Origin of the sequence: Streptomyces sp. NPDC007205 (genome assembly GCF_040634095.1) — a bacterium.
GTDB lineage: Bacteria > Actinomycetota > Actinomycetes > Streptomycetales > Streptomycetaceae > Streptomyces.
In genome coordinates this window covers 96,418-119,742 of sequence record NZ_JBEYEW010000012.1, presented here as the reverse complement: position 1 = coordinate 119,742, position 23,325 = coordinate 96,418, and the positions used below count along the sequence as shown (strand labels likewise).

Here is a 23,325-nt window from a genome sequence, read left to right as displayed (position 1 = left end):
CGACGGTGGCCACCCGCATCTGTTCGTACGAGGTGGTCACTGCGGACCGGCGCGCCTGCTGCCCATAATCATGGCGAGCGAGAACACGGGGGCAGTCTGGCACAGTCCCACCCCCGGTTCGCCGACCGTCTCAGGATGCGGGCGTCAGACTGGACTCCGCTGAGCCCGCTCCGGCTTCCTGACCGGCCCTCACCCGGGCCAGATCCAGGTCCCTCGTCTCCCGCATGGTGACGTACACCACCAGGGATACGGCGGCACAGCCCGCCACGTACCAGTAGAAGCCGGACTCGATCCCGGCCTTCTTGAACCACAGGGCGATGTATTCCGCGGTGCCGCCGAAGAGGGCGTTGGCGAGGGCGTACGGCAGGGCCACGCCGAGCGCGCGGACGCCGGTCGGGAACAGTTCGGCCTTCACACAGGCGTTGATCGAGGTGTAGCCGGTGACGACGACCAGCGCGAGCAGGGCGAGCCCGAGGGCCGGCCAGAAGCTGCCCGTGTGCTTGAGCAGGGTCATGACCGGCACGGTGAGGAGGGTGGAGCCGACCGCGAAGGTGATCAGCAGCGGGCGCCGGCCGATCCGGTCGGAGAGGGCGCCCGCGAGGGGCTGGAGCGCGGCGAAGACGATCAGTGCGGTGAAGGAGACGAGGGTGGCGGTCTGCTTGGACAGGCCGGCCGAGTTGGACAGGTACTTGGTCAGATAGGTGGTGTACGTGTAGTAGGCGACCGTGCCGCCCATGGTGAGGGCGATGACGAGGAACGCCTCCCGCTTGTACGCCCACAGCGCGCGCAGGGTGCCGCGCTCCTCGGCGTGCGAGTCGTCCTCCTCGTACACCTCGGTCTCCAGCATGCTGCGCCGCAGATAGAAGATGACGGCGGCGCCGAGCGCACCGACGACGAACGGGATCCGCCAGCCGTAGCTGTGCAGGGCGCTGTCGGACATGGTCCGCTGCAGGATGATCTGCAGGCCGAGGCCGACGATCTGGCCGGCGGTCATGGAGACGTACTGGAAGCTGGAGGCGAATCCGCGCCGCTTCGGGTCCGAGGCCTCCGTCAGATAGGTGGCGCTGGCCGCGTACTCGCCGCCCACCGACAGGCCTTGCAGCAGGCGGGCGACGAGCAGCACGAGCGCGCCGCCGTAGCCGGCGACCGTGTAGGTGGGGGCGACGGCGATGAGGACCGCCGACGCCGACATCAGCGAGACGGTCAGGGTCAGCGCCGCCTTACGGCCCTTGCGGTCACCGACCCTGCCGAGCAGCCAGCCGCCCACGGGGCGCATGAAGAATCCGACGGCGAAGATGCCGGCGGTGTTCATGAGTTGGGCGGTGGGGTTGCCGCTCGGGAAGAACGCGCCGGCGAAGTAGGTGGCGAAGCTCGCGTACACGAACCAGTCGAACCACTCGACCATGTTGCCCGCCGAACCGACCCAGATCTTCTTCCAGTGTTGTCGTCCCATGGGCCGTTACTTGCCCGGCCCACGAGGAAACGATTCCTTTACCGGCAGCCACGACGGCGCCGCAGTCACGGCGAAAGGAGCGTATCCTCGACGAACTCCCTTACGTGCGCCAGCACTTGGCCGCGGTCCGTGCCGCGCAGCCCGATGGCGACGTGGATGGAGAAACCGTCGAGCAGCGCACGCAGCCGGGAGGCGAAGCGATCCGCGTCCACCCGGCGGAACTCCCCGCGCGAGATCCCCTCGGCGATCAGCGCGACCAGGTCCCGGTGCCACGCCCCCTCGATCGCCGCCTGCCGGAGGCGGGCTTGGTCGTCCGCGTTCTGCGAGCGGTTCCAGACCTCCAGCCACAGCGTCCAGTGCGGATCGCGGTGGCCGTCGGGGACGTACAGGTCGACATAGGCGGACAGTCGCTCCCCGGCGGTTCCAGGGCCGGTGAGGAGCCGGCCCCGCTCCGCGCCGAGCCGCCCCTCGCTCCACTCCAGGGTCTGCAGCAGCAGTTCGTCCTTGGAGTGGAAGTAGTACAGGAGATGGCCGCTGCTCATCCCGACCTCGCGGCCGAGCGCCGCCATGGTGAGCTTCTCCAGACCGCGCTCGGCGATCATGTCCATGGCGGCGGCGAGGACCTCCTCGCGCGGCGGCGCGTTCTTCCGCGCCCGTGCCGCACCGGCCATCCCTGACTCCTACATGCTCATGCCTTCGGCTGCTGCTGGGTGATGCAGTGGATGCCGCCCCCACCCGCAAAGATCGTACGCGCGTCCACCAGGGTGACCGTCCGCTCGGGGAACAGGCGGCGGAAGATCCCGGCGGCGATCTCGTCGCGCGGGTCGTCGAAGCCGCACAGCACGACGCCGCCGTTGCAGATGTAGTGGTTGATGTAGGAGTAGTCGGCCCAGTGGCCGTCGGCCTCCAGGACGGTCGGGGCGGGGACCTCCACCACCTCCAGCGCACGGCCCCGGGCGTCGGTCTGGGAGCGCAGGATGCCGATGACCTCCTTGGTGACCTCGTGGTCGGGGTGGGCGGGGTCCGGCTGGGAGTGCGCCACCACGACGCCCGGCCGGGCGAAGGCGGCCACGATGTCCACGTGGCCGAGGGTGCCGAAGCCGTAGGGAGGGTAGTCGCCGGTCAGGCCGCGCGGCAGCCAGATCGCCTTGCTGGTGCCGAGGTGGGCGTGGATCTCGGCCTCGACCTCCTCCTTCGACCAGTGCGGGTTGCGCTCGGGGCCCAGCTGGACCGTCTCGGTGAGCAGCACGGTGCCCTCGCCGTCGACGTGGATCGCGCCGCCCTCGTTGACCAGCTTCGAGGCGTACGTCTTCGCGCCCGCGAGGTCGGAGACATACGCGGCGATCTTGGAGTCGTGCTCCCAGCGGGCCCAGTCCTGCGCGCCCCAGCCGTTGAACGTCCAGTCCACGGCGGCCAGTTCGCCCTTGCCGTCGGTGAGGAAGGTGGGCCCGATGTCCCGCATCCAGGCGTCGTCCAGCTCCCGTTCGACGGTGTCGACGTCCGGGCCGAGCAGCGCCTGCGCCTCGGCCGACTGACCGGGGCCGCAGACCACGGTCACCGGCTCGAAGCGGCGGATCGCGCGGGCCACCGAGGCCCAGGCGGCGCGGGAGGCGGCGAGGTCGTCCGGGTCGTCGAAGGTGGGGTTGGGGCCCGGCCACGCCATCCAGGTGCGCTCGTGCGGGGTCCACTCGGCGGGCATGCGGAAGCCGTCGGCGGCAGGGGTGGTCATGTGAGATCCCTGAGGGTTAGAGGAAGTACAGGCGGTTGAGGGAGACGGAGTCGGCGGGCTCCGAGCGCAGCGGTTCGCCGTCGAGGGTGACCAGACCGGTGCGCCGGTCGACGTCGACGGCTCCGATACGGGCGTTCAGCCGCAGGTCGGCGGGGCCGATGCCCCGGGTGCCGCGCACGGCGACCCTCCGGCGGCGGGTGGGCATCGTGTCGTTGCCCTGGTCGACGGCCGCCCGGGCGACGAACGCGACGGAGATGTCGGCGGCCGTGGCACCGTACGAGCCGAACTGCGGGCCGAGGACGAGGGGTTCACAGGTGTCGGTGGCCGCGTTGGGGTCGCCGACCACGCCATACGCCGGGAAGCCGGACTTCAGCACCAGCTGCGGCTTGGCGCCGAAGTACTCGGGGCGCCACAGCACGATGTCGGCGAGCTTGCCGACCTCGATCGAGCCGACCTCGTGCGCGAGGCCGTGCGCGATGGCCGGGTTGATCGTCAGCTTGGCCATGTAGCGCAGGACGCGGGCGTTGTCGTCGCCGTCGCCGTCACCCTCCAGGGGCCCCAGCTCGGCCTTCATCTTCCCGGCCATGGCGAACGTACGGCGCACCGTCTCACCGGCGCGGCCCATGCCCTGGGCGTCGGAGGAGGTGATGCCGATCGCGCCCAGGTCGTGCAGCACGTCCTCGGCGCCCATCGTGCCGGCCCGGATGCGGTCGCGGGCCATGGCGGCGTCGCCGGGCAGGTCCGGCTTGAGGTCGTGGACGGAGACGATCATGCCGTAGTGCTCGGCGACCGCGTCCCGGCCGAAGGGCAGGGTGGGGTTGGTGGAGGAGCCGATGACGTTCGGTACACCGGCCATCTTCAGCACGTTCGGGACGTGTCCGCCGCCGCAGCCCTCGATGTGGAAGGCGTGGATGGTGCGGCCCTCCAGCACCTTCAGGGTGTCCTCGACCGACAGGCACTCGTTCAGGCCGTCGCTGTGCAGGGCGACCTGGACGTCGTGCTCCTCGGCGACCCGCAGCGCGGTGTCCAGCGCCCGGGTGTGGGCGCCCATGTCCTCGTGCACCTTGAAGCCGGAGGCTCCTCCTTCGGCCAGCGCCTCGATCAGGGGCGCGTCGTGGGAGGACGAGCCCCGGCCCAGGAAGCCGATGTTGACCGGCCAGGCGTCGAAGGCGTTGAAGGCGTGGCGCAGCGCCCAGGGCGAGTTGACGCCGACGCCCCACACCGGGCCGAACTCCTGCCCGATGACCGTGGTCACCCCGGAGGCGAGGGAGGCCTCCATGATGCGCGGCGACAGCAGATGGACGTGTGTGTCGACGGCCCCGGCGGTGGCGATCAGCCCCTCTCCGGACACGATGGAGGTGCCGGTGCCGACGACGACGTCCACGCCGTCGAGGGTGTCCGGGTTGCCGGCGCGTCCGATGGCGCAGATCCGGCCTTCCCGGATGCCGATGGAGACCTTCCGGATGCCCTGCGCCGCGTCGATCACGACGACGTTGCTGATCACGACGTCGCAGGTGTCGCGGACGGCGGCGGCCTTGAGGTGCAGTCCGTCGCGGGCGGTCTTGCCGAAGCCGGCCAGGAACTCGTCGCCGTAGCGCTGGGAGTCGGACTCGACGCGGACGGTCAGGCCCGAGTCGCCGAGGCGGACGCGGTCGCCGGCGCGGGGGCCGTGGGTGGCTGCGTAGGCGTGCGGGTCGACATGGATCGCCCGGCTCACCTCTCGTCCCTTCGAGCGGCTCATCGCTTTTCGCCTCCGTCCGTCGTCGCTCCCAGGTATCCGCATGCGGCGGCCCTGCGCAGGGCCTCGTCCTTGGCGCCGGGCACGTCCAGCGGCCCGTCGACCAGTCCGGCGAAGCCGATCGCGATCCGGTCGCCGCCGATGGGGACGAGACCGACCTCCTCGCTCTCGCCCGGCCCGAACCGCACGGACGATCCGGCGGGCACGGCGAGCCGCATGCCGTAGGCGGCGGCCCGGTCGAAGTCCAGGCGTGGGTTGGCCTCGAAGAAGTGGAAGTGGGAGGTGACGGAGACCGGCACGGTCGCGGTGTTGGTGACCGTGAGCCGGACGGCCGGCGCGGGGTCGGCGTGCTGGGGTCCGGGCAGCAGTGCGCCCGGTGCCTGCTCGCCGAGGCCGCCGCCGATGGGATCGGAGACCACCGCGAGCCGGGAGCCGTCGTCGAAGACGGCCTCGACCATCACCTCGGTGACGACGTCGGCGACGCCCGGCAGCACGTCCTCGGGGCCGAGCACGGACCGGGCCGCCTCGACGGCCTCGGCGAGCCGTCTGCCGTCCCGGGCCGCCTCGCAGACGGTGTCCGCGATCAGCGCGGTCGCCTCCGGCACGTTCAGCCTGAGGCCGCGCGCCCGGCGGGCCCTGGCCAGCTCAGCGGCTCCGAAGAGCAGCAGCCGGTCACGTTCCGTGGGGGTGAGTCTCATGTCGCGGCACCTCCTTGCCATCACCCGATTAGAGCACCACTCTAAACACAGAATTCTTGAAACAGAAGCATTGACTGCGGGCCGAGACTTCACAGACATTGAACGTCGCTCTAACTCTCTGGCGGTAGTCGAAGGAGACCAGTCATGCCGATAGAACAGCGCGGAGTCGACACCATCCCGGACGAGGAACGGACCAGCGGTCCGCGCGACCTCGTCTCGATCCTGCTCGGCTCCAACCTCTGCCTCGGGGTGATCATCTTCGGGTGGCTGCCGCCCTCCTTCGGGCTCGGCTGGTGGGCGTCGGTGAGCGCGATCGTGGCGGGAACGGTGGTCGGCACGGCCGTCACGGCCCCGCTCGCCCTCGTCTCCCTGCGCACCGCGACCAACCTGTCCACCTCCTCCGGCGCCCAGTTCGGCGTCCGGGGCCGGCTGGTCGGCTCGGTGGTCGGTCTGCTGCTCGCCCTCGGCTACACGGCGCTGACCGTGTGGATCGGCGGCGATGTGATGCTGAGCGTGCTCGGCCGGCTCTTCGGGGTACCGGCGGACGGGGTGTCGTACGCCCTCGTCTACGCGGTGCTCGCGGCGGCGACCGTCGCGGGCGCGGTGTACGGCTACCGGGTGCTGCTCGCCATGTCCCGCGTCCTCGCCATCGGCATGACGGCCCTGCTGGCCCTCGGGATCGCCGCCTACGCCCCGCACTTCACCACCGCGGCGCTGCCCGACGCCGGCGGCTGTCTGCTCGGCTCGTTCTGGCCGACCTGGTTCCTGGCGGCGGTGGCCGCGGGCCTGTCCGGTCCCATCGCCTTCATCACCCTGCTCGGTGACTACACCCGCTACATCTCGCCGTCCCGGCACTCCAGCCGCCGGGTGCTGCACGCCACCTGGCTCGGGCTGATCCTCGGTCTGCTGGTGCCGCAGCTGTTCGGCACCTTCACGGCGTACGCGGCCCACGCGGCCACCGACTACGCGGGCCCGCTGGTGGTGGCCTCGCCCACCTGGTACCTGATCCCGCTGCTGCTGTCGGCGTCCGCCGGCTCGGTCGGCAACGCCGGTCTGATGCTGTACTCCATGGGCCTGGACCTGGACGCGATCCTGCCGAAGGCCTCCCGCGCCCGGGCCACCTACACGGTCGCCGTCGTCGCCACGGTCTGCGTCTTCGTCGGCCACTACGCCTGGAACGCGCAGTCCGCGATGACGTCCTTCGTGCTGCTGCTCACCGCCCTCGGCACCCCGTGGGCCGTCATCACCCTCATCGGCTTCGCCCGCTGTCGCGGTGTGTACGACGCCGACGCCCTGCAGGTCTTCAACCGCCGTTCGCGGGGCGGCGTCTACTGGTACCGGGCGGGCTGGAACGCACGGGCGGCCGGCTCCTGGGCACTGGGCGCCGGAGTCGGCCTGCTGGGGGTGTCCCTGCCGGCGTACCAGGGCCCGCTGCTGCGCCTGACCGGCGGGGTGGACTGCAGCTTCCTGCTGTCGGGCGCGGTCGGGGGCCTGGTCTACCTGCTGCTGACGTTCCGCCAGGAAACCGGGAGGGCCGCGACGGACGTCGACGAGTCCGAGGCGGCCCTGAGCGTGTCCGGCCGGGGTTAGCCGATCTTGTGCATCCAGCCGTGCTCGTCCGCCGTGACACCACGCTGGACGCCGAGCAGGGCCTCGCGCAGCCGGAGGGTCACCTCGCCGGGGGTGCCGTCGCCGTGGGTCCAGGCGTCCGTCCTGGTCTTGACGTGACCGATGGGTGTGACCACGGCGGCGGTGCCGCAGGCGAAGACCTCGGTGAGCGCGCCGGAGGCCGCGTCCTCGCGCCACTGCTGGAGGGTGACGACGCCCTCCTCGGCGGTGTAGCCGAGGTCGCGGGCGACCTGGAGCAGGGAGTCGCGGGTGATGCCCTCCAGGATCGAGCCGGTCAGCTCCGGGGTGACGATCCGGTCGCCGTAGACGAAGGCGACGTTCATGCTGCCGCTCTCCTCGACCTTGGTGCGGGTGACCGCGTCGAGGTAGACGACCTGGTCGCAGCCGTGCGCGGCGGCCTCGGCCTGCGGGAGCAGGGAAGCGGCGTAGTTGCCGCCGGTCTTGGCGTCACCGGTGCCGCCGGGGACGGCACGGACGTGGTCCTCGGAGACCCAGATGGTGACCGGCCTCACGCCACCGGCGAAGTAGGCGCCGGAAGGCGAGGCGATGAGCATGAACAGGTACTCGTTCGCCGGGTGCACACCGAGCGCCGCCTCGGTGGCGAACATGAACGGGCGCAGGTACAGCGACTGCTCGCCGCCGTGCGGCGGGACCCAGTCGGCGTCCTGGGTGAGCAGCGCGTCCAGCGCGGCGATGAACAGCTCCTCGGGCAGCTCGGCCATGGCCATGCGGCGGGCCGAGTTGCGGAAGCGGCGGGCGTTCGCCTCGGGGCGGAACAACGCGATCGAGCCGTCGGGCTGACGGTAGGCTTTCAGCCCCTCGAAGATCTCCTGACCGTAGTGCAGGACGTGGGTGGAGGGGTCGAGGGAGATCGGGCCGTACGGGACGAGCTGGGCGTCGTGCCAGCCGCGCCCCTCGGTCCACTTGATCGTCACCATGTGGTCGGTGAAGTGGCGGCCGAACCCGGGGTCGGCCAGGATCGCCTCGCGCTCGGCGGCGGCGAGGGGGCTGGCGGAGGGCTTGAGCTCGATCGTGGGCGTCGTCATGTGTTGTCCTTCACCGGTTGTAGTGACGGGCCGCTTATACGCCCCGCACACGGCCGCTGGCCAGTTCTAGGACGTCCGAGCATTCCCTCATACCGCGGCTCCGCGTTCGATTATCGCGCGGGGGCTGCGGCCGGCGGAACGGGGGTGAAAGCGGCCCAAGGGTTGATGGTGGCACCCGGCGAGGCACAGGAAAAGCCGCCGGGTGCGGATGCGACCCGGCGGCTCGGTGGGAGGGGGCGCCGGGTCAGCCGGCTACTCGTGCGGCGAGCGTGTCGCCGATCTGCGAGGTGCTGCGGGCGCCCAGCCCGGCACGCTCGGTGAGGTCGGCGGCGACGGCCGCGTCGATGCGGTCCGCCTCGGAGTCGTAGCCGAGGTGGCGCAGCAGCAGGGCGACGGACAGCACCGTGGCGGTGGGGTCGGCCTTGCCCTGGCCGGCGATGTCCGGGGCCGAGCCGTGCACCGGCTCGAACATCGAGGGGAACTCACCGGACGGGTTGATGTTCCCGCTCGCGGCCACGCCGATGCCGCCGGAGACGGCCGCGGCGAGGTCGGTGATGATGTCGCCGAAGAGGTTGTCGGTGACGATGACGTCGAACCGGCCCGGGTCGGTGACCAGGAAGATCGTGGCCGCGTCGACGTGCAGGTAGTCGGTGGTGACCTCGGGGAACTCCTGGGCCACCTTGTTGAAGATGTTCGTCCACAGGTGCCCGGCGAAGGTCAGCACGTTGTTCTTGTGGACCAGCGTGAGCTTCTTGCGCGGGCGGGCCTGGGCGCGGGCGAAGGCGTCACGGACCACCCGCTCGACGCCGAAGGCCGTGTTGACGGACACCTCGGTGGCGATCTCGTGCTCGGTGCCCTTGCGGATGGTGCCGCCGTTGCCGGTGTACGGGCCCTCGGTGCCCTCGCGGACGACGACGAAGTCGATCTCCGGCTGGCCGGCGAGCGGCGTGGCGACGCCGGGCAGGAGCTTCGACGGCCGCAGGTTGACGTGGTGGTCGAAGGCGAAGCGGAGCTTGAGCAGGAAGCCGCGCTCCAGGACGCCGGACGGCACCGACGGGTCACCGATGGCGCCGAGCAGGATGGCGTCGTGCCGCTTCAGCGCGTCGAGGTCGGCGTCGGTGAGGGTCTCACCCGTGGCGTGGTAGCGCTGGGCGCCGAAGTCGTACTCCTTGGTCTCCAGCTTCACATCCTGCGGCAGGACGGCGGAGAGGACCTTGAGACCTTCGGACACGACCTCCTGGCCGATGCCGTCACCCGGGATCACTGCGAGATTGATGCTGCGAGACATGCGGGCACCCTACTCCTCGTCCCAGTTGCTGACATGACCCTTCCACCATGCGGACAACCGGACGGATGTGCTCCGTGGGTGCGAAGCCGGTGGGGCGGGGTCTCAGTGGCCGGTCTCGCCACCGTTGTCGCGGCGGTCGAGTGCGCGCTGGAGGGCGGCGGCGGCGTTCTTGCGGTCGGACTCGCTCGCGCGGGACACGTGGCGGACTCGGCGGCGGACGGTCGTCTCGGCCATGGAAATCGTCTCCTTCGGCAAACGTGGAGCACGCGGAGGGGCAGGGAGACGCCGGAGAGGCGGCGAGCGAGGACCGCAGGGGTTGCCTGCACAGGGCCCGGCTCACGACCGCCATTCGCTGGATCGAGCGAGACGTTCGGCTCCTCCCAAACTAAGGGAGCGGCCCGCTCCTGTCTGCCCAATTACTCGGACTTCCTACTATCTGAGACGGTGGACCCCGTCACACCGCTCTGAGCTGGGCTTTCACGCGTTCGGGTGATGCCGCGCCGAGGGAACGCAGGGCGCGGATCAGGCCTCGTACGGCGGTGGTGGCGGCCAGTTCCGGCGTCGTGAGACAGCCGACGGAGCGGTGGGGCCGGCCCGGCCCGAGGTCGGTGATCTCCACGGCGGGCGGCGCCCCGGTGAGGGAGAGCGCGGGCATGATCGCCATGCCGAGCCCGCTGCCCACCATGGACAGCACCGCTCCGTCGTCCTCGGCGTTGACGGTCGCCGCCGGGATCCAGTCCTGGGCGGCCCACCAGGCGCGGGTGTAGGAGCCGCAGTTCTCCGCCCAGTCGACGAGCGGGAGGGCGCGCGGATCCGGGTGCCCGGCCGGATGGACCAGGGAGTACGGCTCCCACCCCCGACGCCCCGCCGGTCGTCTTCGACCATGCCGACGTCGTGGAGAAGAGCCTGCGCATCGAGGGCTTCCTGGTGAGCGACCACCGGGACGCGCAGGAGGAGTTGTACGACTTCGCCGTACCGCATCTGCGCAGCGGGGCGCTGACGGCGGACGAGACGGTGGTGGACGGGTTCGAGCGGATCGTGGAGGCGTTCCTGCTCATGCTGCGCGGCGGCAACACGGGCAAGATCCTGGTCCGCGCCGCATGACAGTCGGTGACGGTCGGTCAGGTGACGTCCCCCCGGCCGTACGGCGACGGCTTCGACGTATGGCAGGGAATGGACACGAATGGAAAGGAATGGAGACGGGCCGGGGAGCCTGCTCGGCGGCAGGCTTCCCGGCCCGTGTTCAGGGGGCTGAGGGTCAGCCCATGTGCGGGTAGGTGTAGTCGGTCGGCGGGACCAGGGTTTCCTTGATGGCGCGGGTCAGGGTCCAGCGCAGGAGGTTCTGCGGGGCGCCGGCCTTGTCGTTGGTGCCGGAGGCGCGGCCGCCGCCGAAGGGCTGCTGGCCGACGACGGCGCCGGTCGACTTGTCGTTGATGTAGAAGTTGCCCGCGGCGAAGCGGAGCTTCTCCATCGTGTAGGCGGCGGCGGCTCGGTCGTTGGAGACCACCGAGCCGGTCAGGGCGTAGTCCGACACCGACTCCATCTGCTCGAGCATCTCGTCGTACTTGTCGTCCTCGTAGACGTAGACGCCGAGGACCGGTCCGAAGTACTCCGTCCGGAAGACCTCGTTCTCCGGGTCGGTGGAGACGATCACCGTCGGGCGGACGAAGTAGCCGACCGAGTCGTCGTAGCTGCCGCCCGCGACGATCTCGCAGGTCGGGTCGGACTTCGCGCGGTCGATCGCGGCCTTGTTCTTGGCGAAGGCACGGTCGTCGATCACGGCGCCGATGAAGTTCGACAGATCGGTGACGTCACCCATGGTCAGGTAGTCGACCTCGGCCGCGAACTCCTCCCTGAAGCCGCTGTTCCAGATCGACGCCGGGATGTACGCCCGGGAGGTCGCGCTGCACTTCTGGCCCTGGTACTCGAAGGCACCGCGGGTCAGGGCGGTCTTCAGCACCGCGCGGTCGGCCGACGGGTGGGCGACCAGGAAGTCCTTGCCGCCGGTCTCGCCGACCAGACGCGGGTAGGAGCGGTACTTCTCGATGTTCGCGCCGACCGTCTTCCACAGGTACTGGAAGGTCCTGGTCGAGCCGGTGAAGTGGATGCCGGCGAGGTCACGGTGCTCCAGGGCCACCTTGGAGACCTCGATGCCGTCGCCGGTGACGAGGTTGATGACGCCCTTGGGCAGACCCGCCTCCTCCAGCAGCTGCATGAGCAGGACGGCGGCGTGCGTCTGGGTCGGGGACGGCTTCCAGACCACGACGTTGCCCATCAGCGCGGGGGCCGTCGGAAGGTTGCCCGCGATGGCGCTGAAGTTGAACGGCGTGATCGCGTAGACGAAGCCCTCCAGCGGGCGGTGGTCCAGGCGGTTCCACACGCCCGGGGAGTTCGCCGGGGGCTGCTCGGCGATGATCTGGCGGGCGTAGTGGACGTTGAACCGCCAGAAGTCGACCAGCTCGCAGGGCGTGTCGATCTCGGCCTGCTGGGCGGTCTTGGACTGTCCCAGCATGGTGGAGGCGGCGATCGTCTCGCGCCACGGGCCGGCCAGCAGCTCGGCGGCGCGCAGGATGATCGCGGCGCGGTCGTCGAAGGACATCGCGCGCCAGGCCGGCGCGGCGGCGAGGGCCGCGTCGATGGCGTCCTTCGCGTCCTGCTGGGTGGCGTGGCGCAGGGTGCCGATGACGGCCTTGTGGTTGTGCGGCTGCACCACCTGGAACGGCTCGCCGCCGCCCATCCGCTTCTCGCCGCCGATGGTCATCGGCAGGTCGATCGGGTTCTCGGCCAGCTCCTTGAGCTTGACCTCCAGGCGGGCGCGCTCGGGCGAGCCGGGGGCGTAGCCGTGCACCGGCTCGTTGACGGGGGTGGGGACCTGGGTCACAGCGTCCATGAGATCCGAACTCCTTGTACGTGAGCGGGTGTTGGGGCGTTGGGGAGGCTCAGCCCTTGCTGACCATGGAGCGGAGGAAGAACCGCAGGTTGGCGGGCTTCTCCGCGAGACGGCGCATGAAGTAGCCGTACCAGTCGGTGCCGTAGGCGGTGTAGACGCGCATGCGGTGGCCCTCGGCGGCCAGCCGCAGGTGCTCCTCGCCGCGGATGCCGTACAGCATCTGGAACTCGTACTCGTCGAGCTTGCGGCCGGCCTTGTGGGCCAGCTCCTGGGCGATGGCGATCAGACGCGGGTCGTGGGACCCGATCATCGGGTACCCCTCGCCCTCCATCAGGATCCGCAGGACACGGACGTACGCCTTGTCGATCTCGTGCTTCTGCTGGTAGGCGACCTCTGCGGGCTCCTTGTAGGCGCCCTTGACCAGGCGGACGCGGCTGCCGGCGGCGGCGAGGCGGCGGGCGTCGGCCTCGGTGCGGAAGAGGTAGGCCTGGATGACGCAGCCGGTCTGCGGGAAGTCCTTCCGCAGCTCCTCGTGGATGGCGAACATCGAGTCGAGGGTGGTGTGGTCCTCGGCGTCCAGCGTCACGGTCGTACCGATGGCGGCGGCGGCCTCGACGACCGGGCGGACGTTGGCGAGGGCCAGTTCGTGGCCGCCGTCCAGCGCTTGGCCGAACATCGAGAGCTTGACGGACATCTCGACCTGCTCGCCGAGCTCCAGCTCCTTGAGGTGGTCGATCAGCGCCAGGTAGGCGTCCCGGGCGGCGGTGGCCTGCTCGGGGGTGGTGATGTCCTCGCCGACGACGTCCATCGTCAGCTCCAGGCCCTTGGCCGTCAGGTCCTTGATGATCGGGACGATGTCGTCGACGGTCTCACCGGGGATGAAGCGGTCGACGACCTGCTTGGTCACCGGGGCCGCCGAGACAAGGCGTCGCATCCGGTCGCTGCGCGACGCGGCGAGAATCACGGGACCCAGCACGGGGCACCTCCACAGACAAGCACCAAATACGGCCATCACCCGACGATTCGGGTACGGCGCGGAGAACCACCGTGAAACCTAAGGATCTCTCCGATCGTGAGCCATCGACAGCTGTCACGCATCCGTGCACTGGATCTCAGACAGATGTATGAAGGCGGCCGGAAAATGAGGGAGAATGCCCGAGTGGCGGCGGATTTCAAGGCTTTCAAGGGTGACTACCAGGAGCTGGTGGACGAGATCTCGGAGCTGCTGGGCGTCCCGGCGACCCTGGAGAACCGCGACTTCGAGCTGCTCGCCTTCGGCGCGTACGACAGCGAGGGTGAGCTGGATCCCTCCGCGCTGGACCCCGTGCGCACCCGCTCGATCCTGACCCGGCGCTCCACGGCGGCGGTCCGGGCGTGGTTCGAGGGCTTCGGCATCACCCGCGCGACCGGCCCGGTACGGATCCCGACGAGCCCGGAGGCCGGGGTGTACCGCGGCCGGATCTGCCTCCCCGTACGCCATCGTGGGGTCGTCCTCGGCTATGTGTGGCTGCTGGAGAGCGACCCGGGACCGACGGACGCGCAGCTGGCCGCCGCGATGCAGGTGGCCGGCCGGATCGGCGCGCTGCTCGCGGACGAGGCGGAGGCCGGGGCCGGGCTGAGCCGGGAGCTGCGGGCGGTGCTCACCGCGGAACGCGGCTGGCAGCGGGACATGGCGGTGGCCGAGCTGCGCACCGCGCTCGGCGCCCGCGCGGACGGCCCCGTCACCCTGGTGTGCGTCGCCCCCTGGCCGTCGGCCGACCCGGACGACGCCCCGGCCGCCCGTACGATCCCCCACACCGCGGCGCTGTGCACGCTGCCGTGGGGGGCGTCGGAGCAGAGCCTCGCGTTGCTGATACGGCTGCGCACCCCGGAAACGAGCACCCCCGCACTGACGGCCGCCGCGAGGGTGCTCAAGGAGGCGGAGGTGACCCGGGGGACACCACCGGAAGGCAGGGCGCGGGCGCAGGCGGGCGGGCTGTGGGGCGGAACCCGGCCCGGAACCGGGACGGGAGCGGGGACCGGGACCGGAGCCAGGACGGGGACCGGAGCGGGAGCCGGAGCCGGGAGCGGAGCCAGGGCCGGAGCTGGGACCGGAGCTGGGGCTGGAGCGGGGACCGGAGCCGGAACCGGGACCGGAGCCAGGACGGGGACCGGGACCGGAGCGGAAGCCAGGGCCGGAGCCGGAACCGGAGCCGGGACCGGAGCCAGGACGGGGACCGGGACCGGAGCCGGGACCGGGGCCGGGACCGGAGCCAGGGCCGGGACCGGAGCCAGGGCCGGAGCCGGGACCGGAGCGGGAGCCAGGGCCGGAGCCGGGACCGGGACTGGAGCGAGGGCGGCCTCGGTCGAGGCTGCGGCCCCGGCCGAGGGATTGACCGGGCCGGGCCGAGCCACCACGGGCGCCGGCGCGGGATCGACCGGAACACCCCGAGCCACCACCGGCACCACCGCGGGATCGACCGGGGTGGCGCGGGCCCCCGCGGGCGCCGGGTGTGCTGCCGGGGTCGGTGAACCCCGCGTCGGCCTCAGCGACCTGGGGACGGTGTGGGAGGAGGCCGCCGCCGCGGCGCGCGCCGCGCTGGCCGAGCCGCGGTTCGGGCCGGTCGCCCAGTGGGCGCACATCGGGCCGTACCGGCTGCTGACCTCGCTGCCGCCGGAGGCCGCGCACGATCCCGTGGTCGGCCCCCTCCTCTCCCCCGCCCACCGCGAACTCGCCCGCACCGCCGAGGTCTACCTCGACTGCGCGGGCCAGGCGGGCCGCACGGCGGCGGAGCTCGGCGTCCACCGCCAGACCCTGTACTACCGCCTCTCCCGGGTGGAACAGCTGACCGGCCTCGACCTGGACGACGGCGAGGACCGACTGCTGCTGCACATGGCGCTCAAGCGGGCACGGCTCTGAGTCTCCGAGCCCCGGCCTCGCCTCGACAGGCACATGCCGGCGGAGGTGATCCGCAGATACGTCTGGTACGTCTAGTACGTCTGGACCGCCCGGCGGCCCGGCGAGGCGAGGCCGCACCCCCTCGCCCACGGTACGGGCGTAGCCGGCCACTTCGCAGACTGCGCAGGCCTCAGCGCCGTACCTCACCGGTGCTCAGCTCACCGCCTCACCGAGGCGAGCCGAGACCCCGTGCACGCTGTCCACGCTGTCCACGCTGACGAGATCCCGCGCCCGCCGCCGCCTCGACGATCCGCCGGAGGCCCTCGGTGAGCTGCTCCGCGGTGGTCGCCGAGTCCGGGTCGAACAGCCACTGGACCATGAGGCCGTTGAGCAGTGTCTGGTAGAGGCGCCCCTCGGTCTCGACCGCCTCCTGGTCGAGGTCCGCCTCCGGGACACCGCTGAACATGGCGGCGAGCCCCGCGCGGCCCTCCTTCTGCGCCTCCGCCAGGAGCTTGCGCACCTCCTCCAGCCGCTCGTCCTGGAACATCAGCTCAAAGCTGAGCAGCCAGATCGCCCGCGACTCGGGCATCGTGCGGATGATGCTCGCCCATACCTCCTGGAAGCGCTCCAGCGACCCCGGAGGCTGCGTCACCTCTCCGCCGAGCCCTGGGTCGAACCGCTCCCCCACCCCCTCGATCAGCGAGATGTAGGCCTGCACCAGCAGCGCGTCCTTCGAACCGTAGTGGTAGCCGATCGACGCCAGGTTGGTGCCCGACTCCTTGACGATGTCCCGCGCGGTCGTGCGCAGGAACCCCTTCGCCAGCAGGCAGCGCTTGGCGCCTTCCAGCAGATCTTCGCGGTGTCCCATGCGCACCACACTACCGCCGACCCATACAACCGTCCTAGACGCATGACTTACACAATCGTTCTAGACAAACGTTTAGGACGTCCGTACAGTCACTGCCATGACGAACTCGACGCGCACCACCACCCCCGTCGTGGCGGCTCACCGGGCCGGGCGCCGTGAATGGACCGCTCTCTCCGTGCTGATGCTGCCGCTGCTGCTGGTCTCCATGGACGTCTCGGTCCTGTACTTCGCGACCCCGGCCATCAGCGCCGACCTGCACCCGAGCGGCACCCAGCAGCTGTGGATCTTCGACGTCTACGGCTTCGTCCTGGCCGGCCTGCTGATGACCATGGGCTCCCTCGGCGACCGCATCGGCCGCCGCAGGCTCCTCCTCATGGGCGCCGCCGCCTTCGGCACCGCCTCGCTCCTCGCGGCCTACGCGGACAGCGCAGAGACCCTGATCGCGGCCCGCGCGGTCCTCGGCATCGGCGGCGCGACCCTGATGCCGTCCACGATGGCGCTGGTGCGCACGATGTTCACCGACCCCGGCCAGCGGGCCAAGGCGATCGGCCTGTGGTCCGGCGTGATGACCGGCGGTATCGCCCTCGGCTCGGTGATGAGCGGCATCCTCGTCGAGCACTTCTGGTGGGGCTCGGTCTTCCTGGTCAACCTGCCCGCGATGGTGCTGCTCCTGCTCCTCGGACCGGTGCTCCTGCCGGAGTCCAAGGACCCGAACCCGGGCCGTTTCGACTGGCCGAGCGTCCCGCTGTCGATGGCCGCCGTGCTCCCCGTGATCTACGGCCTGAAGGAGATCCCCTCCGAGGGCTGGCACCCGCTGTACGTCGTCTCCGTCGCCGTCGGCCTGCTCTTCGCGGCCCTGTTCGTCCACCGGCAGCGCACGGCTGCCTCGCCGCTGATCCCGCCGGCCCTGCTGAAGGGCCGCGGCTTTACCCCGGCGCTGGTCCTGAACCTCGTCGCCGCCCTCGCCATGATGGGCTCGGCCATCTTCACCACGCAGTACCTGCAGGCGGTCCTCGGCAAGAGCCCGCTGGCGGCGGCCCTGTGGAGCCTGCTGCCCTCGGTGTTCATCGGATTCGCCGGTCCGGTCACCGCCCAGCTCGTCCAGCGGGGCGTCAACCGGGCGTACGTGGTCGCCGGCGGCTTCGCGGCCATGACGGCCGGTTACTCGACGATGGCCCTCATCGGCACCGACTCCCTGTGGCTGGTGCTGGCCGGGGCCGGCGTCCTCGCCTGCGGGATGGTCGCGATCTCGTCCCAGCTGGTCGACCTGGCCATGAGCAGCGCCCCGGTGGAGCGGGCGGGCTCGGTCTCCTCCCTGCTGGAGACCGGCACCGAGTTCGGCGGCGCGCTCGGCATGGCGGTCCTCGGCTCCATCGGTACGGCGGTCTACCGCCACGAGATGCCGTCCACCGCTCCGGCCGAGGCCCGCGAGAGCCTGGGCGACGCCCTCGCCACGGCCGCCCGGCTGCCCGGCCGGGCCGGCGAGTCCCTCCTCGCCACGGCCCGCGAGGCGTTCACCAGCGGGATGCAGGGCGCGGCGATCGCCGGCGCGGTCGTGGTGGCGCTGGCGGCGGTGGGGGCGGCGGTGAGCCTGCGGAGGATCGAGATCAGGGACGGCGAGTAGGGCACAGAAAAACGCCGGGCGGGCTGACCGAAGTCAGCCCGCCCGGCGTTTTCGATGCCGCGTCAGACCAGGTTCACCGAGCGGGCGGACGTCGCACCGATCTCGGCAGCCACCTCGGACAGCACACCGGCGGCCACCGTGTCATCGACGGTGAGCACCGCCAGCGCCTCGCCGCCCACCGCCGCGCGGGCGACCTGCATGCCGGCGATGTTGATGCCCGCCTCGCCGAGGATGCGGCCGACGGTGCCGACGACACCGGGACGGTCCTCGTAGCGCAGGACGACCATGTGGTCGGCGAGCGCGAGGTCGACGTCGTAGTCGCCGACCGCGACGATCTTCTGGACGTGCTTCGGGCCGGCCAGCGTGCCGGAGACCGACACCTCCTCGCCGTCCGCGAGCGTGCCGCGCACGGTGACGACGTTGCGGTGCTCGGCCGACTCGGAGCTGGTGGTCAGCCGGACCTCGACGCCCCGCTCCTGCGCGAACAGCGGCGCGTTGACGTACGACACCGTCTCGTCGACGACGTCCTCGAAGACACCCTTGAGCGCGGACAGCTCCAGCACCTTCACGTCGTGCTGGGTGATCTCGCCGTAGACCTCGACGTCGAGGCGGTGCGCGACCTCACCGGCGAGCGCGGTGAAGATACGGCCGAGGCGCTCGGCGAGCGGCAGGCCCGGCTTGACGTCCTCGGCGATGACACCGCCCTGGACGTTCACCGCGTCGGGCACCAGCTCACCGGCGAGGGCGAGCCGGACGGACTTGGCGACCGCGATGCCCGCCTTCTCCTGGGCCTCGTCGGTGGAGGCGCCGAGGTGCGGGGTGCAGACGACCTGGTCCAGCTCGAACAGCGGCGAGTCGGTGCACGGCTCCTTGGCGTACACGTCGAGGCCGGCGCCGGCGACCCGGCCCTCCTTCAGCGCCGCGTACAGCGCCGCCTCGTCGACGATGCCGCCACGCGCGGCGTTGACGATGCGCGCGCTCGGCTTGACCTTGCGCAGCGCCTCGTCGCCGATGAGGCCGAGGGTCTCGGGGGTCTTGGGCAGGTGGACGGTGATGAAGTCGGAGACCTCCAGCAGCTCGTCCAGGGAGAGGACCTTCACGCCCATCTGCGCGGCGCGGGCGGGCTGCACGTAGGGGTCGTAGGCGACGACCTTCATGCCGAAGGCGGACATGCGCTGGGCGACCAGGGCGCCGATGCGGCCGAGGCCGACGACGCCGAGGGTCTTCTCGGCCAGCTCGACGCCCGTGTACTTGCTGCGCTTCCACTCGCCGTTCTTCAGCGCGGCGTTGGCCTGCGGGATGTTGCGGGCCGTGGCGAGGATCAGACCGCAGGCCAGCTCGGCGGCGGTCACGATGTTCGAGGTCGGGGCGTTGACGACCATCACGCCGGCCTTGGTGGCGGCGGAGACGTCGACGTTGTCCAGGCCGACGCCGGCACGGGCGACGACCTTGAGCTTCTTCGCCGCGGCGATGGCCTCGGCGTCGACCTTGGTGGCGGAGCGGATCAGGATCGCGTCGACATCGGCGATGGCGGGGAGCAGTTCGGCTCGGTCGGCTCCGTTGGTGTGCCGGATCTCGAAGTCCGGGCCGAGTGCGTCCACGGTCGCGGGCGACAGCTCTTCAGCGATGAGTACGACAGGTTTCGAGCTCACGTGAGGTCCTCACAAGTCCAGAGCATGCGGACGGCCGTCCCGACGGCCGCAGGCGGAGGAGGGGGCTAGCCGCGGAAGACGCACGACGCTGTGGGCCTGACGCGTATGTTGTGCAGCAGTCTAGTGGCGCGGCGGGTGTCGTTTTGCGCCACCGCGGAAGTATCACCCGGACGAGAAACTCCATTTTGTAGCCCCGCCCGCGGTTGTGGAACAGGGGGCCGGGGCAGCGTGCCCCGACCCCCTGACATGAGGCTTACGCCTCCTCGTTCACCCAGCTCATCAGCTTGCGCAGCTGCTTGCCGGTGGTCTCCAGCAGGTGCTCGGAGTCCTGCTGCTTGTACTCGTTGTACTTCTTCAGACCGCCGTGGTACTCGTCCATCCAGTTCTGGGCGAAGGTGCCGTCCTGGATCTCGGCGAGGACCTTCTTCATCTCGGCCTTGGTGGCGTCGGTGATGATCCGCGGGCCGGTGACGTAGTCGCCCCACTCGGCGGTCTCGGAGATGGACCAGCGCATCTTCTCCAGGCCGCCCTCGTACATGAGGTCCACGATCAGCTTCAGCTCGTGCAGGCACTCGAAGTAGGCGATCTCCGGCTGGTAGCCGGCCTCGGTCAGGGTCTCGAAGCCCGCCTTCACCAGGGCCGCCGTGCCACCGCACAGAACGGCCTGCTCGCCGAACAGGTCGGTCTCGGTCTCCTCGGTGAAGGTCGTCTTGATGACGCCGGCGCGGGTGCCGCCGATGCCCTTGGCGTACGACAGGGCCAGCGCGAAGGCGTTGCCGGAGGCGTCCTGCTCGACGGCGGCGATGCACGGAACGCCGCGGCCCTCCTCGTACTGGCGGCGCACCAGGTGGCCCGGGCCCTTCGGGGCGACCATGCAGACGTCCACGCCGGCCGGGGGCTTGATGAAGCCGAAGCGGATGTTGAAGCCATGGCCGAAGAACAGCGCGTCGCCGTCCTTCAGGTTCGGGGCGATGGACTCCTCGTAGACCTGGGCCTGGATGGGGTCCGGGACCAGGATCATGATGACGTCGGCCTCGGCGGCGGCCTCCGCGGGCGTCACCACGCGCAGACCCTGCTCCTCGGCCTTGGCCTTGGACTTCGAGCCCTCGTGCAGACCGACACGCACGTCGACACCGGAGTCACGCAGCGACAGCGCGTGGGCGTGGCCCTGGCTGCCGTAGCCGATGACCGCGACCTTGCGGCCCTGGATGATGGACAGGTCGGCGTCAGCGTCGTAGAACAGCTCGGCCACTTTGGGTTCTCTCCTTGGTGTGCAGGTTGTGCGTCCCACCGTATGACGGTGAGGGGAGGGGAAGTTTCGGGATCTCGGCATACGGGCGGAGGGACCGCCTGTATTCAGCCTTACGCGGTTCGGTCGAGCGCGCGAAGCGAGCGGTCGGTGATCGAACGGGCGCCGCGGCCGATGGCGATGGTGCCGGACTGCACCAGCTCCTTGATGCCGTACGGCTCCAGCATCTTGAGCATGGCGGACAGCTTGTCACCCGATCCGGTGGCCTCGATCGTGACGGCCTCCGGGGAGACGTCGACGGTCTTGGCGCGGAACAGCTGGACGATCTCCACGATCTGGGAGCGGGTCTCGTTGTCGGCGCGGACCTTCACCAGGACGAGTTCACGCTGGACGGCCTGTCCGGGCTCCAGCTCCACGATCTTCAGCACGTTGACCAGCTTGTTGAGCTGCTTGGTCACCTGCTCCAGCGGCAGGTCCTCGACGTTCACCACGATGGTGATGCGGGAGATGTCGGGGTGCTCGGTGACGCCGACCGCGAGCGAGTCGATGTTGAAGCCGCGCCGCGAGAACAGGGCGGCGATGCGGGCCAGGATGCCCGGGGTGTTCTCCACCAGGACGGAGAGCGTGTGCTTGGACATGGTCTTTTACGTCTCTCTCGCTCAGTCGTCTTCGTTGTCGCCGAAGTCGGGGCGGACGTCCCGGGCGGCCATGATCTCGTCGTTGGAGGTGCCGGCGGCGACCATCGGCCACACCATCGCGTCCTCGTGGACGATGAAGTCGACGACGACCGGGCGGTCGTTGATGGAGTTCGCCTCTTCGATGACCTTGTCCAGGTCCTCCGGGCGCTCGCAGCGCAGGCCCACACAGCCCATCGCCTCGGACAGCTTCACGAAGTCCGGCACGCGCGTGCCCTTCGCGTCCGGGTTGACGTCGTCGGGGCCGCTGTGCAGCACGGTGTTGGAGTAGCGCTGGTTGTAGAAGAGGGTCTGCCACTGGCGGACCATGCCGAGGGCGCCGTTGTTGATGATGGCGACCTTGATCGGGATGTTGTTCAGCGCGCAGGTGGTCAGTTCCTGGTTGGTCATCTGGAAGCAGCCGTCGCCGTCGATCGCCCAGACGGTCTGCTCCGGCTGTCCGGCCTTGGCGCCCATGGCGGCCGGGACCGCGTAGCCCATGGTTCCGGCGCCGCCGGAGTTCAGCCAGGTGGCCGGCTTCTCGTACTGGATGAAGTGCGCGGACCACATCTGGTGCTGGCCGACGCCCGCCGCGAAGATCGTGCCCTCGGGGGCGAGCTGCCCGATGCGCTCGATGACCTGCTGGGGGGAGAGCGAGCCGTCCTCGGGCTGGTCGTAGCCGAGCGGGTAGGTCTCGCGCCAGCGGTTGAGGTCGCTCCACCAGGCGGTGTAGTCGCCCTTGTGGCCCTCGCTGTGCTCCTTCTGCACCGCCTGGACCAGGTCGGCGATGACCTCGCGGGCGTCCCCGACGATCGGCACGTCAGCGGCGCGGTTCTTGCCGATCTCCGCCGGGTCGATGTCGGCGTGGACGATCTTGGCGTAGGGGGCGAAGCTGTCCAGCTTGCCGGTGACGCGGTCGTCGAAGCGGGCGCCGAGGGCGACGATCAGGTCGGCCTTCTGCAGCGCGGTGACGGCGGCGACCGCACCGTGCATGCCCGGCATGCCCACGTGCAGCGGGTGGCTGTCGGGGAACGCGCCGAGCGCCATCAGGGTGGTGGTGACGGGCGCTCCGGTGAGTTCGGCGAGGACCTTCAGCTCGGCCGTCGCGTGGGCCTTGAGGACGCCGCCGCCGACGTAGAGGACGGGCCGCTTGGCGGCGGTGATCAGCTTGGCGGCCTCGCGGATCTGCTTGGCGTGCGGCTTGGTCACCGGGCGGTAGCCGGGCAGGTCCATGGTGGGCGGCCAGGAGAAGGTGGTCTTCGCCTGCAGGGCGTCCTTGGCGATGTCGACCAGGACCGGGCCCGGGCGGCCGGTGGAGGCGATGTGGAACGCCTGCGCGATGACCCGCGGGATGTCCTCGGCCTTGGTGACGAGGAAGTTGTGCTTGGTGATCGGCATGGTGATGCCGACGATGTCCGCCTCCTGGAAGGCGTCCGTGCCGATCGACTTCGAGGCGACCTGGCCGGTGATCGCGACCATCGGGACGGAGTCCATGTGCGCGTCGGCGATCGGCGTGACCAGGTTGGTGGCACCGGGGCCGCTCGTCGCCATGCAGACACCGACCTTGCCGGTGGCCTGCGCGTAGCCGGTGGCCGCGTGGCCGGCGCCCTGCTCGTGGCGGACCAGCACATGACGGACCCGGGTGGAGTCCATCAGGGGGTCGTACGCCGGAAGGATCGCACCGCCGGGAATGCCGAATACCGTGTCCGCGCCGACCTCCTCGAGGGAGCGGATGAGGGACTGCGCACCCGTGACGTGCTCGACGGGGGCGGACTGCTGTCCTCCGGATCGGGGCCGCGGCTGCGGATGGGCCCCGGTGGCCTGCTCGGTCATCGGCATTCTCTTCTCGATGCTGAGGGTTTTTGCGAGGTTTGAGCGGAGTTCAAGCGCTGCACGAGCGGCACTCGTG

Annotated in this window: 18 protein-coding genes and 2 pseudogenes; 4 read left to right on the top strand and 16 right to left on the bottom strand. The window is 70.6% G+C overall.

Annotated features, from left to right (window positions below):
* Positions 1-130 precede the first annotated feature (130 nt).
* The 5 genes from ABZ624_RS21365 to ureA all read right to left on the bottom strand — a co-directional run bounded on the left by ABZ624_RS21365 (position 131) and on the right by ureA (position 5,618).
* Entirely contained in the window at positions 131-1,453 is a 1,323-nt protein-coding gene (locus ABZ624_RS21365) for an MFS transporter (RefSeq protein ID WP_360091016.1), read from the bottom strand.
* A 65-nt stretch (positions 1,454-1,518) separates the two neighbouring features.
* Positions 1,519-2,124: a TetR/AcrR family transcriptional regulator gene (locus ABZ624_RS21360; RefSeq protein ID WP_360091013.1), complete on the bottom strand. Its 606-nt coding sequence runs from the start codon at positions 2,122-2,124 to the stop codon at positions 1,519-1,521.
* Between the two features lie 17 nt (positions 2,125-2,141).
* The gene (locus tag ABZ624_RS21355) at positions 2,142-3,182 is read right to left on the bottom strand and encodes an agmatine deiminase family protein (protein WP_360091010.1); all 1,041 of its coding nucleotides are present in this window, start codon (positions 3,180-3,182) and stop codon (positions 2,142-2,144) included.
* Positions 3,183-3,198: 16 nt separating this feature from the next.
* Positions 3,199-4,923 carry an urease subunit alpha gene (locus ABZ624_RS21350; protein ID WP_360091007.1) on the bottom strand — a complete coding sequence of 575 codons (1,725 nt, stop codon included), beginning with the start codon at positions 4,921-4,923 and terminating at the stop codon, positions 3,199-3,201.
* Positions 4,920-5,618, bottom strand: coding sequence for an urease subunit gamma (gene ureA / locus ABZ624_RS21345; protein ID WP_360091004.1), 699 nt, complete (start codon positions 5,616-5,618; stop codon positions 4,920-4,922). The genes ABZ624_RS21350 and ureA overlap by 4 nt, the downstream gene beginning before the upstream one ends.
* 144 nt (positions 5,619-5,762) lie before the next feature.
* On the opposite strand from ureA, the gene ABZ624_RS21340 reads away from it, so the two are divergent.
* Positions 5,763-7,208, top strand: a complete 1,446-nt coding sequence (locus ABZ624_RS21340; RefSeq protein ID WP_360091001.1) for a cytosine permease — start codon at positions 5,763-5,765, stop codon at positions 7,206-7,208.
* Here the strand turns inward: ABZ624_RS21340 and ABZ624_RS21335 are convergent.
* The 4 genes and pseudogenes from ABZ624_RS21335 to ABZ624_RS21320 form a co-directional block, all read right to left on the bottom strand.
* A complete protein-coding gene (locus ABZ624_RS21335; protein WP_360090998.1) occupies positions 7,205-8,293 on the bottom strand; it encodes a branched-chain amino acid aminotransferase in 1,089 nt (362 codons plus the stop codon). The genes ABZ624_RS21340 and ABZ624_RS21335 overlap by 4 nt on opposite strands.
* Before the next feature lie 244 nt (positions 8,294-8,537).
* Positions 8,538-9,581, bottom strand: a complete 1,044-nt coding sequence (locus ABZ624_RS21330) for a 3-isopropylmalate dehydrogenase (protein WP_360090995.1) — start codon at positions 9,579-9,581, stop codon at positions 8,538-8,540.
* Positions 9,582-9,683: 102 nt separating this feature from the next.
* Positions 9,684-9,815 (bottom strand): hypothetical protein, encoded by a 132-nt coding sequence (locus ABZ624_RS21325; protein ID WP_107100810.1) that lies wholly within the window; start codon positions 9,813-9,815, stop codon positions 9,684-9,686.
* A gap of 220 nt (positions 9,816-10,035) precedes the next feature.
* Positions 10,036-10,431: pseudogene (locus tag ABZ624_RS21320) on the bottom strand (LysR substrate-binding domain-containing protein); the annotation flags it as partial.
* A gap of 2 nt (positions 10,432-10,433) precedes the next feature.
* Between ABZ624_RS21320 and ABZ624_RS21315 the strand changes: the two are divergent.
* A pseudogene (locus tag ABZ624_RS21315) lies at positions 10,434-10,685 on the top strand (NADP-dependent oxidoreductase); the annotation flags it as partial.
* Between the two features lie 154 nt (positions 10,686-10,839).
* Here the strand turns inward: ABZ624_RS21315 and pruA are convergent.
* On the bottom strand, positions 10,840-12,471 hold the full coding sequence (pruA, locus tag ABZ624_RS21310) for an L-glutamate gamma-semialdehyde dehydrogenase (protein ID WP_360090992.1): 1,632 nt from the start codon (positions 12,469-12,471) through the stop codon (positions 10,840-10,842).
* Positions 12,472-12,520: 49 nt separating this feature from the next.
* Positions 12,521-13,447: a proline dehydrogenase family protein gene (locus ABZ624_RS21305; protein ID WP_360090989.1), complete on the bottom strand. Its 927-nt coding sequence runs from the start codon at positions 13,445-13,447 to the stop codon at positions 12,521-12,523.
* Positions 13,448-13,612: 165 nt separating this feature from the next.
* On the opposite strand from ABZ624_RS21305, the gene ABZ624_RS21300 reads away from it, so the two are divergent.
* Positions 13,613-15,370, top strand: a complete 1,758-nt coding sequence (locus tag ABZ624_RS21300; RefSeq protein WP_360090986.1) for a helix-turn-helix domain-containing protein — start codon at positions 13,613-13,615, stop codon at positions 15,368-15,370.
* A 205-nt stretch (positions 15,371-15,575) separates the two neighbouring features.
* Here ABZ624_RS21300 and ABZ624_RS21295 read toward each other — a convergent pair whose 3' ends face one another.
* Positions 15,576-16,217 (bottom strand): TetR/AcrR family transcriptional regulator, encoded by a 642-nt coding sequence (locus ABZ624_RS21295; protein WP_360090983.1) that lies wholly within the window; start codon positions 16,215-16,217, stop codon positions 15,576-15,578.
* Positions 16,218-16,314: 97 nt separating this feature from the next.
* Between ABZ624_RS21295 and ABZ624_RS21290 the strand changes: the two genes are divergently transcribed.
* The gene (locus ABZ624_RS21290; protein ID WP_360090980.1) at positions 16,315-17,841 is read left to right on the top strand and encodes an MFS transporter; all 1,527 of its coding nucleotides are present in this window, start codon (positions 16,315-16,317) and stop codon (positions 17,839-17,841) included.
* Between the two features lie 62 nt (positions 17,842-17,903).
* Here the strand turns inward: ABZ624_RS21290 and serA are convergent, their stop codons facing one another.
* The 4 genes from serA to ABZ624_RS21270 form a co-directional block, all read right to left on the bottom strand.
* Positions 17,904-19,493: a phosphoglycerate dehydrogenase gene (serA, locus tag ABZ624_RS21285; protein ID WP_360090977.1), complete on the bottom strand. Its 1,590-nt coding sequence runs from the start codon at positions 19,491-19,493 to the stop codon at positions 17,904-17,906.
* A gap of 253 nt (positions 19,494-19,746) precedes the next feature.
* Positions 19,747-20,745 carry a ketol-acid reductoisomerase gene (gene ilvC / locus ABZ624_RS21280; RefSeq protein WP_360090974.1) on the bottom strand — a complete coding sequence of 333 codons (999 nt, stop codon included), beginning with the start codon at positions 20,743-20,745 and terminating at the stop codon, positions 19,747-19,749.
* A gap of 110 nt (positions 20,746-20,855) precedes the next feature.
* Entirely contained in the window at positions 20,856-21,380 is a 525-nt protein-coding gene (gene ilvN / locus ABZ624_RS21275) for an acetolactate synthase small subunit (RefSeq protein ID WP_116146898.1), read from the bottom strand.
* Between the two features lie 21 nt (positions 21,381-21,401).
* Positions 21,402-23,249 carry an acetolactate synthase large subunit gene (locus ABZ624_RS21270; RefSeq protein WP_360090971.1) on the bottom strand — a complete coding sequence of 616 codons (1,848 nt, stop codon included), beginning with the start codon at positions 23,247-23,249 and terminating at the stop codon, positions 21,402-21,404.
* Between the last annotated feature and the right edge of the window lie 76 nt (positions 23,250-23,325).

Bases quoted from the DNA above. Each gene is read 5' to 3' on its own strand.
- ABZ624_RS21365 (WP_360091016.1), bottom strand. From the start codon at position 1,453: ATGGGACGACAACACTGGAAGAAGATCTGGGTCGGTTCGGCGGGCAAC.
- ABZ624_RS21290 (WP_360090980.1), top strand. From the start codon at position 16,315: ATGACGAACTCGACGCGCACCACCACCCCCGTCGTGGCGGCTCACCGG.
- ABZ624_RS21300 (WP_360090986.1), top strand. From the start codon at position 13,613: ATGAGGGAGAATGCCCGAGTGGCGGCGGATTTCAAGGCTTTCAAGGGT.
- ABZ624_RS21270 (WP_360090971.1), bottom strand. From the start codon at position 23,249: ATGACCGAGCAGGCCACCGGGGCCCATCCGCAGCCGCGGCCCCGATCC.
- ABZ624_RS21295 (WP_360090983.1), bottom strand. From the start codon at position 16,217: ATGGGACACCGCGAAGATCTGCTGGAAGGCGCCAAGCGCTGCCTGCTG.
- ABZ624_RS21355 (WP_360091010.1), bottom strand. From the start codon at position 3,182: ATGACCACCCCTGCCGCCGACGGCTTCCGCATGCCCGCCGAGTGGACC.
- ABZ624_RS21340 (WP_360091001.1), top strand. From the start codon at position 5,763: ATGCCGATAGAACAGCGCGGAGTCGACACCATCCCGGACGAGGAACGG.
- ureA (WP_360091004.1), bottom strand. From the start codon at position 5,618: ATGAGACTCACCCCCACGGAACGTGACCGGCTGCTGCTCTTCGGAGCC.
- ABZ624_RS21350 (WP_360091007.1), bottom strand. From the start codon at position 4,923: ATGAGCCGCTCGAAGGGACGAGAGGTGAGCCGGGCGATCCATGTCGAC.
- ABZ624_RS21335 (WP_360090998.1), bottom strand. From the start codon at position 8,293: ATGACGACGCCCACGATCGAGCTCAAGCCCTCCGCCAGCCCCCTCGCC.
- ilvN (WP_116146898.1), bottom strand. From the start codon at position 21,380: ATGTCCAAGCACACGCTCTCCGTCCTGGTGGAGAACACCCCGGGCATC.
- pruA (WP_360090992.1), bottom strand. From the start codon at position 12,471: ATGGACGCTGTGACCCAGGTCCCCACCCCCGTCAACGAGCCGGTGCAC.
- ABZ624_RS21360 (WP_360091013.1), bottom strand. From the start codon at position 2,124: ATGGCCGGTGCGGCACGGGCGCGGAAGAACGCGCCGCCGCGCGAGGAG.
- ABZ624_RS21325 (WP_107100810.1), bottom strand. From the start codon at position 9,815: ATGGCCGAGACGACCGTCCGCCGCCGAGTCCGCCACGTGTCCCGCGCG.
- ABZ624_RS21330 (WP_360090995.1), bottom strand. From the start codon at position 9,581: ATGTCTCGCAGCATCAATCTCGCAGTGATCCCGGGTGACGGCATCGGC.